The following is a 13,750-nucleotide window of genomic DNA, read 5'->3' on the forward strand; positions in this document are numbered from 1 at the left end:
CGAAAGAAATATATATCTTAATCCCTGTAAAGAAATTTACGGGGATTTTTATTTTGGAAATTAATTAGATACATTTGAACATGAGTATATTCACTTACCATCTTGTAAGAACATCGTATTGGTCAGCCCTTAAAGCTATTGCATTTCCACCTGTACCTAAAAATGTTAAAGGTTTAATTCATGCAGAATGTATGACTGCAATGACGTTGGGTTCTCCTGTTTTTTCACCATCGCGGATGCTGGTAAGGGAAATTGCAGTATTTGCCCAATGGGAAAACGAAGTAGTCATTGACAATTTTTTGTCCGAAAACAAGTTGGGTAGAATATTAGCCAAAGGATGGTATACCAAATTATCTTTTCTCAGGCAGTGGGGAAGCATAACGGGATTTAAGATTCCAACTGAAATGTCCGAAATAGAATCACCGGAAGCTCCTGTGGTTGCAGTTACCATTGCGAGAATGAAACTTCCCGAAATTCCAAGATTTATTCGTTGGGGAAGGCCCGTGGAAAAACAGGTTCGGGATCATCCGGGAACAACCTTATCTTTAGCATCCATTAGATTTCCCCGTACCGTCTCCACATTTTCCATTTGGAAATCGCAAAAGGAAATGACAGATATGGTACACGGCCATAGTACAGGTCATCAATCTAAAAAACACGTTAATGCAATGAAAGAAAGAAACAGAAAAGATTTTCATTTTGAATTTACCACTCTGCGTTTCCAACCGATTTCCGAACTTGGAGAATGGAAAGGACAAAAGAATTTTATACCTAACCTTACCAATAAAAATTAAGATGGCATTTGCGTATCCGATGCAGAAATTTCAGGACTGGTTTACCCAGCAATGGGTCATCCTAAGAGGCAGGAAAATTAACGCTGATGATTTTCCTTGGCTAATAGGTCCTTTTGGAAATTTAGAGTCAAACGGCGATGATTTTATCAGAAATTTCGCTCATCAGGAAAACCTCATTATTGACAGAGAAACTCCATCACGAGGCTTAATTCCGTCGATGAAAAAACTCAATTTATCAGAAATTGAATTCTCAAATTTATCCGAACAAGTCAGATTATTTTATGAAAATACAGCTGATTATGATTTAAATTTCTCCATACAATGGAATCCCTATTTTAAACTTTTCGGAGTATTGGTAAACAAACTATTCAGTATAAGAATCAATCAGTTAAACATTCCAACGGAAAATAGTAAAGACGGTGAGTCTTTAAACAGTGAAATCATCACACTTATTGATCCTGTTTCGAATGAAGTAAAGTACACCTTTTGGTTTAGAGCCATTAAATCAAGCCGTAAAGTTGTCTATTCAGGAATATATGGAGTTTGTACGCTTCCGTCAGGAAAAACCTGTATAAAAGCAGTTTTCCCTTTACCCAATGGAAATGCGACTGTTATTATGAATCCTGGCGTTGGAGAAGATGGGGAACTGATATTAGATTCATCGGGAAATAAATTTGGAGATGCCGGATTTTACTTTCTGTTGAAAGACTCTAAAGGGGAATATTGGTCACAGTTCATCAGATCTTTCCGTGATCGATTAATTATAAATTCTGAGGGTGAATGTATTTCAGCGGAACAAACGCTAACACTTTGGCATAAAACAGTGCTGAAATTCAATTATGTGATTAAGCATAAAAAATAAAGCATAGCTCATATAAAATTCTTAAAAAATACATGTCCACTTTTCGGTTGTAATCATGAATGCAGGTAATTTAAATTTGTAAAAAAAGAAAATGAATAATTTTAAATTGGAAGCATTGCATCATTTGAATTTTAAGTATTTAAATGACCTTTCTGAAACTGAACTCTCAGAGCATAATATTAAGAAAATAAAAGCAGATAAATTCCCGGGATTTCCTTGCAGGATTACTTTGGAAGATGCTGCTGTCGGTGAAACGGTTTTTCTCCTCAACTATGATTTTCATAATGTCAATTCTCCATACCGGGCAAACGGGCCTGTTTTTGTAAGGGCAAATCAAGTAACAAAAACATATGAAATCAACGAAATTCCGATCATGTTTCATCACAGATTACTTTCAATTCGTGGCTACAGCAAACAGGCAATGATGATTGCTGCTGATGTTTCCGAAGGAAAATTTTTAAAGGGAAAACTTTCACAAATGCTGGAAAATCCGGAAATTGAATACATCCATCTTCACAATGCGAAACCGGGATGTTTTAACTGTGTCGTAAAAAGAATATAAAAATACTTGTCCATTTTTCGGTTGCATAAAAACAGCATCCCTATTACTTTTGATAAAAAATTAAAAATGACAGCAATTCAGAAATTCAAAGAACTGCATGAGCAGAATGAACCATTATTGATTGGAAACGTTTGGAATGTTCAGAGTGCTAAGGTCTATGAAAAATCAGGCTACAAGGCAATAGCGACTTCAAGCTCGGCTGTCGCATTTAGCCTGGGCTATGAAGACGGAGAAAATATGAGCTTTGAAGAATATTTCTACATCGTGGAAAGAATCCTGAAATCGGTATCCGTTCCATTATCCGTTGATCTGGAAGGGGGCTATGGAAAAACTGCTGATGAGATTGTTTTAAACATTTCCAGACTGGCGAAGGCTGGCGTTGTAGGGATCAACATTGAAGACAGTGTCATCATTGACGGAACCAGAAAACTATTAAGTGCAGAGGATTTTTTTGAAAAATTAAATACAATTATTAAGAAACTTAAAGAACAGGATATTGAAATTTTCGTTAATGTAAGGATAGATCCATTTCTGTTAGGCGTAGAAAATGCAGTGGAAGAAACCCTTCAGCGGATGAAAATCATTGAGGAAGTGGGGGCAGACGGAATTTTTGTTCCATGCATTACAGAAGTACAGGATATTGAACACGTTATTCATGCTGCGCAACTTCCGTTTAGTGTGATGTGTATGCCGGATCTTCCTGATTTTAAAACCCTCAAGGAATTGGGTGTAAAAAGAATCTCTTCCGGTAACTTTTTAAATGGGTATATTTACGATCAGTTGGAGGCTGCTGTCCTGAAAATCAGTGCCGAACAAAATTTCTCACCAATTTTTATATCATGATGAAACTGACGGAAGACAGGATGTATCAGGCATCTTTAGACAAAGATTCCTCATTTGAAGGTAGCTACTGGATGGCGGTAAAAACCACAGGCATATTCTGCCGGCCGACCTGTACAGCCAGAAAACCCAAAAAAGAAAATGTAGAATTCTTTTTTGAAACTGAAAAAGCGATAGAAAAAGGTTACAGACCCTGTAAAATATGTAAACCTTTGGATAAATTGAATGAAACTCCGGCTTATATTCAGGGATTATTAGAGGAATTGCAGCAGGATGCGTCCTTAAAAATAAAAGACTCAGATCTTGTGGAAAGAAATATTGAACCAGTAACCGTCCGCCGCTGGTTCCTGAAAAATCATGGCATGACTTTTCAGGCTTTCCAAAGAGAATTCAGGATCAATAAAGCATTTAAGAAAATAAAAAGCGGAGAAAGTATTATTGAGGTGGCCTTAGATTCAGGATACGAAAGCTTAAGCGGTTTTAATGAACGCTTTAAAGGAATATTGGGAATCTCTCCGAAAAACACCCAAAAACAGAACATTATTGACCTTAAACGGATTGAAACCCCTTTAGGAACCATGTTCGCCTGTGCCGTGGAGGAAGGGATCTGCCTGCTTGAATTTACAGACCGGAAAAATATTGAAAAACAGTTTCAGTCATTATCTAAAGCAATGAATGCTGAAATCGTCCAGGGAGAAAACAAGCACTTTGTACAGCTTGAAAAAGAATTGAAAGAGTACTTTGAAGGGAAGAGGATTCAGTTTGATGTTCCATTATATACTACCGGAACAGAATTTCAAAAGAAAGTATGGGAATTACTAAGCCAAATACCGATCGGAGAAACCCGAACCTACAAACAGCAGTCAGTATTGTTTGGAAATCCCAAAGCTGTCCGTGCCGTAGGAACCGCAAACGGAATTAATAAAATTGCCATTATCATTCCCTGCCATCGGGTGATCGGATCAAGTGGTGAACTCGTAGGCTATGCAGGAGGAATATGGCGGAAACAGAAACTATTAGAACTGGAAGGCGCTATTTTATTATAAAATCTAATCTTCGGATAAAAGCATTAAAACATTCGAGGTAAAGATCTTTTTAAGCAAATCCTTACCCCGATTTTATCTGACAAATCTCTTTAGGGCATTACAGAAGCTTACCGTCTAATTCAGTTTATAGTAGGGTGCTGAAAAATATTGACTGGGTTTAATGTAAGCCGTTTTCCGGTCAGGATCAATGATCCATATAAACCTGCGGATGACATCAGCTCCAAAATAATTGGCTCTCTGGGTTTTCAGGTTTCCCGTGAAAAATCCGGCACTTACATCTTTTAAAACAAGAGTTCCTAATTTGAAAAAAGGAAGAACACCATTTTTAGTGGTCACGCTTTGTCCGCTGGAATTTCGTAAAGTCTTTTCACCCGTAACCTTCAGCTTTTTTTCCAGATCTTTTTCGTCTGAAAACTCATTACTGTACAGCAGTCCTCCGGAATAACCCGATTGAAGAAGAAAATAAGCTTCGTGCTGCTTTCCGTCAATAACATTATCCCCGGCAATAAAAAGCTGCCCATTTTGCAGAAGCAGGGGAATAGCCTGATATCCTTTCACATCAGGTAGTTGATCATAGCTTACAAATTCATTATGATCATAATCGATTTTAAATGCCTTTCCTGCAAAAAGTCCAGTTCCTATTTTTCCGTCAGCTTCATGTCCGGTCAGTTCATTATTAGCAAACAGCACATTTTTCTTGATTAATTTCCCGATTTTCACCGTATTATTTTTACTGATATCATCTTTATCAAAAATAATATGATCCGCTTTTCTCTGCCGTTCCGGAGAGATGGAGGCATCTTCCATAGCGATTTGAAACATCAGATCCAGCGAATCCTTATCATTCACCAGAGTTTTTATAATGATATTATTATGTTTGGTCATCCGGAAAGGGATTTTTTCCTGCGCTGTTATGGTGAAAAATCCTGCGGACAGTATGCATAATAAACTTATTTTTTTTAACATAGAAAACGGTTAGGAATTAAAAATTTTAGAATGAGAAAAGTACCCTTTATTTTCGGAACAGGAAAGCAATACAGAATTAAAATTGAAAAGACCTACAATTCTTCTGCGTATTATTAATTTTGCAACTATCAACTATCAACTATCAACTATCAACTATCAACTATCAACTATCAACTATCAACTATCAACTCGATAAACAGAAGGTAAAATCTATTGCAATGATAGAAAGCATTTTATTTTAATTTCGTACTTTTAAACAAAAATTTACACGTGAAAAAGTTACTATTTGCACTTTGCATATCAGCTTCAGCTTTCAGTTTTGCACAAGATTATTCAGTACCGGCAGCAAGTCCGCGTCAGGTGGTAGAACAGCAGTTTTCAATGTCTAAAATCACAATAGATTACGGAAGACCAGGCGTTAAAGGACGTAAAATCTTTGGAGAACTCGTTCCTTACGGTCAGGTTTGGAGAGCAGGTGCCAACTCATCAACAAAAATTACATTCGGACAGTCTGTGAATTTCGGAGGGAAAATAATTCCTGCCGGAACATACGGTTTGTTTATTGTACCTACAGAAAAAGAATGGAAAGTTATTTTAAATAAAGATTTCCAGCAGTGGGGAGCTTATACCTATGATGCAAAACAGGATGTACTGGATGTTACCGTACCTGTTAATAAATTGGCAGACAAGCAGGAGTGGTTTGAAATCACGCTGAATCCTACAGATGAAAACTCCGGGAATCTGGTGATTAAGTGGGATTTTGCTCAGGCAGAAGTTGCTTTGAAACCTGCAAAACCGGATGCTGTTATCAAAATTACAGACAAACTGAAAGAAATTAAAAAAATAGAATCTGACGCTGCAAAAGCAAAAAGCTAAGCATATGAATTTTTCGATTCAACCTATTTTAGAAAACCAGGAATATCAATTAATCCCCTTGCAGCAAGGGGATTTTGAATCTGTGTATGAAACGGCTTCCGATCCGAAAGTTTGGGAACAGCATCCCAATAAAGACCGGTACAAAAGAGAAGTTTTTGAGAACTTTTTCAAAGGCGCGATGGAGAGTGGTGGCGCATTCAAAATCATCGAAAAATCTTCAGGCGAAGTGCTGGGAAGTACCCGGTTCTATAATTTTGATGAACAGGAAAGCAGTATTTTCATTGGATATACTTTTTATGGTACAAAATCCTGGGGAAAAGGCATTAATCCACAGGTTAAGAAGCTGATGCTGGATTATATTTTTCAGTTTGTAGATAAAGCACACTTCCATATCGGAAAAGAAAATTTCCGTTCGCAGATTGCCCTGGAAAGATTGGGAGGAGAAAAAATTGCGGAAGAGGAAGTTGCCTATTTCGCGGAACCTACCAGAACCAATTTTGTATATGAAATAAAAAAAGAAAACTGGCACAATGAAAAAATATAAAATTCAAAAATCTCCTTTTGTAGTGCCTACTACAGACGGAAAACTGATTGAAGAGCACTGGGGAAATTCTACTCAGAATCCCAATATCTCCATTGCCCATATGGTAGCGCCGCCGGATTGGAGTGAACCCCATCAGACACCTCAGTTTGATGAGTTTACCATTATTGTTTCCGGTAAAAAGCAGTTTGAAATAGACGGGGAAATTGTTGTTTTAGAAAAAGGACAAAGCATTCTGGTTGAAAAAGGAGCCAGAGTACGCTACAGCAATCCTTTCTCTGAAGCCTGCGAATATATTGCCATCTGTCTTCCCGCCTTTTCCATCGATCTTGTGAATAGAGAGGAAGAATAGGATTTTCCTGTTAGAATAAAACGAAATATTAAAAAGGCCGTACCCATAAGGGTTGCGGCTTTTTTTATGCTCGTAAAATAGGTGAAATATTATCCGTTAACAACACTTTATTGTCTTATTATTTTTGTAAGTTCGCCGCGCTAAAAATTAATATATGAAACACAATTTATCAATTGTATTATTATTGGGAATCGCGCTTTCTACCACTTCATGCGCATCTATGTTTACGGGAACCAAAGATTCAATATCCTTTACTTCAACTCCGGACGGGGCTAAAGTCATTCACAAAGGAATCGAAAAATGTACAACTCCTTGTACAGCTGATATACCAAGATCATTAAGCAAGCAGATGGTAACCTTTGAAAAAGAAGGCTTTGTGAGCAAAGAAGTAAAACTGCAGAAAAACTTTAATGCAGTAACCCTGCTGAACATCCTTTTTGGGGGAGCCATCGGTGTTGGAATTGACGCTGCCACAGGTTCTCTTACAAAATATTCTCCAAAAGCATATACCGTTGAACTGGAAGCTAAATAAGAATAATTAAATACTTAAAAGAACTAAAAATGCTTCGGCTCTACCCAGTATCATACTTAATAACGATTCAAACCGTATCATAAAGTCAAGCTAATAAAGCCGAAGCATATTTTATCATGTAAACAATAGAGACCTATTGTTAAATTGTTATATTACTAGATTGCTACATTAATTAAAATTATTTCAAAATTTCCTTTAAAAACATCAGCGTATGATTCCATGCTCTTTTCGCCATCACTTCATTATAATCCGGTGATTTAGGATCCGTAAAGGTGTGTTTGGAATGGGCGTACGTAATGATTTGCCAGTCTGCATTTCCTTCGTTCATTTCTTTGATGAGGTTATTATAATCTTCCGGTGTCACACCTTGATCATCCGCTGGATTTTCCACCAGAATTTTAGTAGCTATAGGCCCGTTTTTTCTCGTTTGATCCTTACCGATGCTTCCATGGATGGAAACAACGCCTGCAACAGGTAAACTTCCCCTTGCAGATTCCAGTGCGCCGGTTCCGCCGAAGCAATATCCGATTACGGCAATTTTATTGGTAACAGCTCCATTTTTCTTAAGCTGATCCAGTGCAAGGGTAATGCGTTTTTGATACGCTTCATAATTCTGTTTATAATAGCCCGCTGTTTTACCTGCAGCAGCATTGTCAGCCGGAATATTTCCTTCCCCGTAAATATCTGCTACAAAAGCAATATAGCCTTGCTTTTCCAGTTCGGCAGCGGCAGCTTTTGCTTCATCATCAATTCCTTTCCAGGCGGGAAGTATCAATACTCCGGGAAGTTTTTTTCCTGCATTGGAAGTGACCAGGCCATTCAGCTTTTGAGTACCATCCTGATAAGAAACCTTTTTAAGGTTCTGACTGAATAAAGTTCCTGTTGCCATCATACATGCAGTAAATAAGATTGAACGTGTCATATATTGTTATTTTTTATCGGTGTTACGTAAATACCATTAAAAAGAGAATCCTTTTTAGATAATAAATTCCTCATCTAAATTAATAAAAATAACTTACAATAAAGAGACAGAAACTATTATAGAATGACGTTTTTATTTAATCATATCTGTTAAGTCAACTCTAATTTATAGGATCACATTCCCCTCCCTCGGAGGGGTGGCAAATCAAAGATTTGACGGGGTGGTTAAAAAAGGCAACAAACATTTAATCTATGCTTATTTAATCTCAAAATATAAACCACAAAACACAAAAGTTTTTTATACTTAAGATATTTTAAAGTTAATGTATTATGCATAGAAGCACACCTAAGATTACAAAAGATTTCATTCATCATAAAAGAGAAAATCTGCTTAATTAGCATAATCTGCGAGAGCTCAACACAATCATCTGTGCCAATCTGAGAAAATCTGTGGTCAAAAAATAAAATCACAAAAGCCGCATTAAAATAATTTATAAAAAAGACTAGTCTTTTTTATAAAACTGGTACTGCCCGTTTTCATAATAGGCATTAATATGCTGTAAACCATTGGTCAGGATAATTTCTTTAGCCCCAACAATAGAATTATACCTCGCCGTTTGCTCGAATGTTTTCTCCGTTAATTTAATATGCGGAGCTTTACATTCAATTAGAATAATAGGTTCGGTTTTTTCTGTAACCAGAAGGTCAATTCTTTTCGTAAGGCCATTTAAAACGATCTTTTTTTCAGTGATTAAAGCTGATGGAGAATAGGCTTTTACAGTGAGATAATAGTGCACCCAGTGCTGTCTTACCCATTCTTCGGGGGTAAGGAGAAGGTAAGTTTTACGAACTAAATCATAAATAAAAAACTTATCTTTGTCTTTCTTGAATTTAAAATCAAAAGTTTCCTGAAAATTCAGTGTTGGAAGTTCCATTAATAAGATGAAAGAATTAGATTTAATCCTCAAAAATATTAAAAATAAAGAAGTTTTACCGATTTATTTTTTACACGGAGAAGAAGCTTACTTTATTGATGTTGCCGTAAAATCGTTTGAACACGACTTGCTGGCCGAAGATGAAAAAGCTTTTAACCAAACTGTGGTGTACGGAAAAGATACCTCTTACCAGGAGATCCTTTCTCTGGCAAGACAGTTTCCGATGATGGGGGACAGGCAGTTAATTATTGTAAAAGAAGCTCAGGATCTGAAACTGAATGAAGAGGAGAACAGGGCACTTGAAGCCTATATAGAAAACCATGTACCCTCTACAGTATTGGTTTTTGCCCACAAACATAAAAAGTTGGACAGCCGGAAAAAAGCGGCAAAAGCGTTAGATAAAGCAAAAGCACTTTTTTTAAGCGAATCGGTGAAAGAAAGTAACCTTCCCAAATGGATCGCCGACGAATGTGTGGCTTTAAAAATAAAAACCGCACCCAATATTTCTCATCTTTTAGCAGAATATCTCGGAAATGACCTTTCCAGGATTGCCAATGAACTGAATAAATTAAAGATTATCCTTAAAGAAGGGCAGATATTAGACGGAACGATCATTGAAAACCACATCGGAATAAGCAAAGAATACAATATTTTTGAACTTCAGAAGGCATTGGGAACTAAAAATGCCAGTGCAGCATTTAAAATTGCTCATTTTATGGGTAAGAATCCCAAAAATAATCCTTTTGTAATGATGCTGGCGAGTTTATACTCCTATTTTTCCAATGTGATTATATATCAGACGATGATAGGGCAGCCACAGCAGGTGATCGCCTCGCAGATGGGAATTAATCCTTATTTTATTAAAGATTATGCCGAATCTGCAAGATTATACCCTTTGAAACATGCGACAAGAGTAATCTCTATTTTAAGGGAATTCGATATGAAAGGAAAAGGCCTTGGAGCCGTCAATATGAGCGAAGCCGAACTCATTAAGGAACTGGTGTACAAGATTATTAACGTAGATAGAATTAAGATGAAAGTGTAGCTTGGGTTGATAGTTGGCAGTTAATAGTTGACAGGGTTTCAATATTGGAAAATTTATTATCACTTTTACTAAAAAACCAAACACCAAACACCAAACACCAAATACTAAACACTAAAAGCTAAACACTAATATCCATCAACGATCAACCAATAACCACAAACCAATTCCTATCGAAAAACCACATACTTACTATTGACAAGTATCATTAAAATAACTTTAATAAAACATTAAAAATTCCGAAATTAGCAGACGTTAATTTCAATCTTTTGAACAAGTAAATTATGGAGCAAAACATTTTAGATTGTGTGATCGTTGGATCTGGACCTTCTGGTTTCACAGCGGCAATTTATGCGGCAAGAGCAGACTTAAAACCTGAATTATATACAGGACTAGAACCAGGCGGGCAGTTAACAACAACTACTGAAGTTGATAACTTTCCAGGATATCCAAACGGGATTACAGGGCCTGAAATGATGATGGATCTGCAGAAGCAGGCAGAAAGGTTTGATACCAAAGTGCATTATGAAATGATCACCAAAGTAGAGCTTTCTAAAGAAGTAGGAGGAGTACATAAATTATACGCCGGAAACAAAGAGATTTTTGCAAAATCAGTTATTATTTCTACAGGAGCTACGGCAAAATATTTAGGCCTTGATGACGAGAAAAAATATAATGGTGGCGGAGTTTCTGCATGCGCGACTTGCGACGGATTTTTCTACAGAGGAAAAGATGTAGTAGTGGTAGGTGCCGGAGATACAGCTGCAGAAGAGGCTACATACCTTGCAAAATTGGTAAATAAAGTAACCATGTTGGTGAGAAAAGGGGAGTTCAGAGCTTCAAAAGCAATGATTCACAGAGTACATAACACTCCTAATATTGAGGTGAAATTCTACCATGAATTAATCGGTATTGAAGGGGAAAACAACCTGGTAGAAAGAGCGGTGGTAATCAATAACCAGACTCAGGAAAAATCTACAGTAGATGTACATGGAATCTTTATCGCCATCGGACACAAACCGAATACTGATATTTTCGCAGGACAGATAGACCTTGATGAGAATGGATATATTGCAACAGAAAAAGGATCTACAAGAACCAACCTTCCGGGAGTTTTTGCGGCAGGAGATGTTCAGGATCACATCTACAGACAGGCGATTACAGCAGCAGGAAGCGGATGTATGGCTGCAATGGATGCGGAAAAATACCTTGCTGAATTACATTAATCTTCAGATTTTATAATACAAAGCGCACCCACCGGGTGCGCTTTTTTTATGGAAAATATTGATGAGCCACAAAAGTCACATTCATCGGATCCCATTCCCCTCCCTCGGAGGGGTGGCAAATCAAAGATTTGACGGGGTGGTTTAAAAAGGAAACAAATATTTCTTTACACTTAAGTTTCATTAAAACCGTCGCTAACCCCTTACTTAACCGTCTCCAGCCTCTTTCTAAGTACATAAAGGGTGTTCCATAACGGCCTTTATCCCCTTGATGAAGTTGTTTTTCCCCCTTAGGTAAGGGGGGATGGGGGCTTCCGAGCCCCCTCCAGAGGGTTATGCAAGGGGATAGAGGGGCTTATGCAACGGGCTGCCGACCGTTAGTGAAGCGGATAATATCCCTAAACTAAAAAAAACTGCTTCAGAGGAGCAGTTTTTTTTATATAATGACTTCTTATGGGTTATCTTTTGGATTTTAACTTCTTATTTTCCTCTTTTAAAGCTTCAATCTGTTCTTTCAAAAGGTTGATATACTCTTGTTGGCTTTCTAAGATATAATCTGGAATGCTGTAATGAGTATTAAGAAATGGACCTGAATTGGTAGCTGAGTCATTAAAATTGACTGTATTACCAGGTTTGTCTTCCTTAATATCTTCTACAGGAACATCTAATGCTTTAGCCAGTTTTTCCCATTCATCCTCAAATATCCTTACTTCACCGCTTTCTTTACGGCTGTAGTTAGATACGTCGGTGGCTATAATTTTAGACATGTAGTCCTGCGTGTAACCTCTTTGCTTTCTTAGATTTCTTAGCTTTTCCATAGTGATAGGGATGTGTTTTGTACAAATATAGAAAAAAATTGTGTGGTCTATGATAATTGAAAATTATAAAATGTGAAATGATAAGGGAAATTTTGGAATTTATATTTGGTAATTATATTTCATTTGACTGCAGTATTGATCACGTTCAATTGTATAAATAGATTCGGAAGACATTAATTAAGAAATAAAATATAAAGTTAAGTGGGATGATTATTTTAATTTATGTTTATTTTTTAATGAATCAATCGTTGAGTGTAGTCGCTTATTTTCCATTTCTAATTTATCTCTTTTTACTGTTAATTTATAGTTTAGAACCAAGAAAGTTATAGTTGCTACTGATGTGCAAAAAGCAATAATAAAACTTCCAATTTTTACATAATCTCTTTTAACGCTAATGCTTTTCAAATATTTCCTATATCCACCTTTATCCTTAGCAATTCTACCATTATCAGTTAGTTTATATTGTAAATTGTAATTAGGGATTGTTTCAATAATTCTTTTTTCAATAAGAATACTTTCAACATAATGTGTAATAGTATGAAATTTCTTTCGTTTGGAGATATCTGGTTCAATTACTTTATAGAAATCACTTATTCGAAAGTGATCATAATCTGGAAACAATACAATTAATTTATCGATAGTACTAAAGATAAATTCCTTTTTTTCTTTTTCATTTTGAAAATATTCTGTTTTCCTTTTGAGAGTAAGACCTGGCATTAATATATGTTTTTACGGCAAATATAACAAAAAGGTCTAAAAACAAGGATTATAGCTGTTCTATAAAATGCTTCTCAAAACTTCCGTTGTGAATTAAAACCGTCATAATTAATAATAATCTCACGCTAATACTTAAAATTCATTTCCTTATATTTTTGCTTGTACTTAAAGTAAAATCCCTACATTTAGTTCCCAATCTAAAAAATTAATATGGATAGAAAAGTCATAAAAATCAAACACATTACAGGTACTTATATTGTTGAGGTTCCGGATGGAAGCCTTAATGAAATGAAAGCCCAACTAGACAAATGCCTGAACGATGAACAGGGGGCTATTGTGGTGAAAGGAGAAAACGGAGATCAGTTTGTATATCCATCAGATCTTATAAAAAATAGTTTCATTGCTATAGTGGGCCGGGAAGAGTAGAGCGAGCTAAACAAAAATACTTATTTAAGATAATATATTTACTTTTGAAATATAAGGTTTGGTATATTGTGTAAAGTGTTACTGAAAATAATTCACCTGATTGTAAGCCCATTATTAAGCTTTGTTAAAATTTCTTCAGAAAATGTTTTGTCGGAAATAAAAAACGTTATATATTTGCACCACTGAAAACAACGGTATCGCCGTTATTCAGGAGAGATGGCAGAGTGGTCGATTGCGATAGTCTTGAAAACTATTGACTGTAACAGGTCCGGGGGTTCGAATCCCTCTCTCTCCGCT

At 36.3% G+C, this 13,750-nt stretch carries 17 protein-coding genes and 1 tRNA gene; 13 read left to right on the forward strand and 5 right to left on the reverse strand.

The window, feature by feature from the left end; translation table 11 throughout:
• Positions 1 to 80: 80 nt before the first annotated feature.
• The 5 genes from IW15_RS05190 (at position 81) to IW15_RS05210 (ending at position 4,104) form a co-directional block, all read left to right on the forward strand.
• Entirely contained in the window at positions 81 to 794 is a 714-nt protein-coding gene (locus IW15_RS05190; RefSeq protein ID WP_034709741.1) for a hypothetical protein, read from the forward strand.
• Between the two features lies 1 nt (position 795).
• Positions 796 to 1,656, forward strand: coding sequence for a hypothetical protein (locus IW15_RS05195; protein ID WP_034709742.1), 861 nt, complete (start codon positions 796 to 798; stop codon positions 1,654 to 1,656).
• A gap of 91 nt (positions 1,657 to 1,747) precedes the next feature.
• Positions 1,748 to 2,218 carry a DUF1203 domain-containing protein gene (locus IW15_RS05200; protein ID WP_034709743.1) on the forward strand — a complete coding sequence of 157 codons (471 nt, stop codon included), beginning with the start codon at positions 1,748 to 1,750 and terminating at the stop codon, positions 2,216 to 2,218.
• Between the two features lie 66 nt (positions 2,219 to 2,284).
• Positions 2,285 to 3,061 carry an isocitrate lyase/PEP mutase family protein gene (locus tag IW15_RS05205; protein ID WP_034709881.1) on the forward strand — a complete coding sequence of 259 codons (777 nt, stop codon included), beginning with the start codon at positions 2,285 to 2,287 and terminating at the stop codon, positions 3,059 to 3,061.
• Complete coding sequence (locus IW15_RS05210; RefSeq protein WP_228384302.1) at positions 3,058 to 4,104, forward strand: bifunctional transcriptional activator/DNA repair enzyme AdaA; 1,047 nt, start codon at positions 3,058 to 3,060, stop codon at positions 4,102 to 4,104. Before IW15_RS05205 ends, IW15_RS05210 begins: the two co-directional genes overlap by 4 nt.
• A 114-nt stretch (positions 4,105 to 4,218) precedes the next feature.
• Here the strand turns inward: IW15_RS05210 and IW15_RS05215 are convergent, their stop codons facing one another.
• Positions 4,219 to 5,070, reverse strand: a complete 852-nt coding sequence (locus IW15_RS05215) for a hypothetical protein (RefSeq protein WP_034709744.1) — start codon at positions 5,068 to 5,070, stop codon at positions 4,219 to 4,221.
• Between the two features lie 270 nt (positions 5,071 to 5,340).
• Here IW15_RS05215 and IW15_RS05220 point away from each other — a divergent pair, with 270 nt between their 5' ends.
• The 4 genes from IW15_RS05220 (at position 5,341) to IW15_RS05235 (ending at position 7,371) form a co-directional block, all read left to right on the forward strand.
• Complete coding sequence (locus tag IW15_RS05220; RefSeq protein WP_034709745.1) at positions 5,341 to 5,946, forward strand: DUF2911 domain-containing protein; 606 nt, start codon at positions 5,341 to 5,343, stop codon at positions 5,944 to 5,946.
• 4 nt (positions 5,947 to 5,950) lie between these two features.
• The gene (locus tag IW15_RS05225; RefSeq protein WP_034709746.1) at positions 5,951 to 6,490 is read left to right on the forward strand and encodes a GNAT family N-acetyltransferase; all 540 of its coding nucleotides are present in this window, start codon (positions 5,951 to 5,953) and stop codon (positions 6,488 to 6,490) included.
• A complete protein-coding gene (locus tag IW15_RS05230) occupies positions 6,477 to 6,839 on the forward strand; it encodes a cupin domain-containing protein (protein WP_034709747.1) in 363 nt (120 codons plus the stop codon). The genes IW15_RS05225 and IW15_RS05230 overlap by 14 nt, the downstream gene beginning before the upstream one ends.
• Before the next feature lie 154 nt (positions 6,840 to 6,993).
• Entirely contained in the window at positions 6,994 to 7,371 is a 378-nt protein-coding gene (locus tag IW15_RS05235; protein WP_034709748.1) for a PEGA domain-containing protein, read from the forward strand.
• A gap of 178 nt (positions 7,372 to 7,549) precedes the next feature.
• Here the strand turns inward: IW15_RS05235 and IW15_RS05240 are convergent, their stop codons facing one another.
• Both IW15_RS05240 and IW15_RS05245 read right to left on the reverse strand, forming a co-directional pair.
• Positions 7,550 to 8,293 (reverse strand): dienelactone hydrolase family protein, encoded by a 744-nt coding sequence (locus IW15_RS05240; protein WP_034709749.1) that lies wholly within the window; start codon positions 8,291 to 8,293, stop codon positions 7,550 to 7,552.
• A gap of 502 nt (positions 8,294 to 8,795) precedes the next feature.
• Positions 8,796 to 9,227: a type I restriction enzyme HsdR N-terminal domain-containing protein gene (locus IW15_RS05245; RefSeq protein ID WP_034709750.1), complete on the reverse strand. Its 432-nt coding sequence runs from the start codon at positions 9,225 to 9,227 to the stop codon at positions 8,796 to 8,798.
• A 7-nt stretch (positions 9,228 to 9,234) separates the two neighbouring features.
• On the opposite strand from IW15_RS05245, the gene holA reads away from it, so the two are divergent.
• Complete coding sequence (gene holA, locus IW15_RS05250) at positions 9,235 to 10,272, forward strand: DNA polymerase III subunit delta (RefSeq protein ID WP_034709751.1); 1,038 nt, start codon at positions 9,235 to 9,237, stop codon at positions 10,270 to 10,272.
• A gap of 281 nt (positions 10,273 to 10,553) precedes the next feature.
• Entirely contained in the window at positions 10,554 to 11,495 is a 942-nt protein-coding gene (trxB, locus tag IW15_RS05255) for a thioredoxin-disulfide reductase (protein WP_034709752.1), read from the forward strand.
• Between the two features lie 455 nt (positions 11,496 to 11,950).
• On the opposite strand, the gene IW15_RS05260 is transcribed toward trxB, so the two are convergent.
• On the reverse strand, positions 11,951 to 12,310 hold the full coding sequence (locus tag IW15_RS05260; protein WP_034709754.1) for a helix-turn-helix domain-containing protein: 360 nt from the start codon (positions 12,308 to 12,310) through the stop codon (positions 11,951 to 11,953).
• Positions 12,311 to 12,520: 210 nt separating this feature from the next.
• Positions 12,521 to 13,027, reverse strand: coding sequence for a hypothetical protein (locus IW15_RS05265; protein ID WP_034709755.1), 507 nt, complete (start codon positions 13,025 to 13,027; stop codon positions 12,521 to 12,523).
• A 210-nt stretch (positions 13,028 to 13,237) separates the two neighbouring features.
• Between IW15_RS05265 and IW15_RS05270 the strand changes: the two genes are divergently transcribed.
• Together IW15_RS05270 and IW15_RS05275 are read left to right on the forward strand one after the other, a co-directional pair.
• Entirely contained in the window at positions 13,238 to 13,453 is a 216-nt protein-coding gene (locus tag IW15_RS05270; RefSeq protein WP_034709756.1) for a hypothetical protein, read from the forward strand.
• Between the two features lie 210 nt (positions 13,454 to 13,663).
• A tRNA-Ser gene (locus tag IW15_RS05275) sits at positions 13,664 to 13,748 on the forward strand.
• The last annotated feature ends 2 nt before the right edge of the window (positions 13,749 to 13,750 follow it).

The sequence above is a fragment of the Chryseobacterium soli genome (assembly GCF_000737705.1).
GTDB lineage: Bacteria > Bacteroidota > Bacteroidia > Flavobacteriales > Weeksellaceae > Chryseobacterium > Chryseobacterium soli.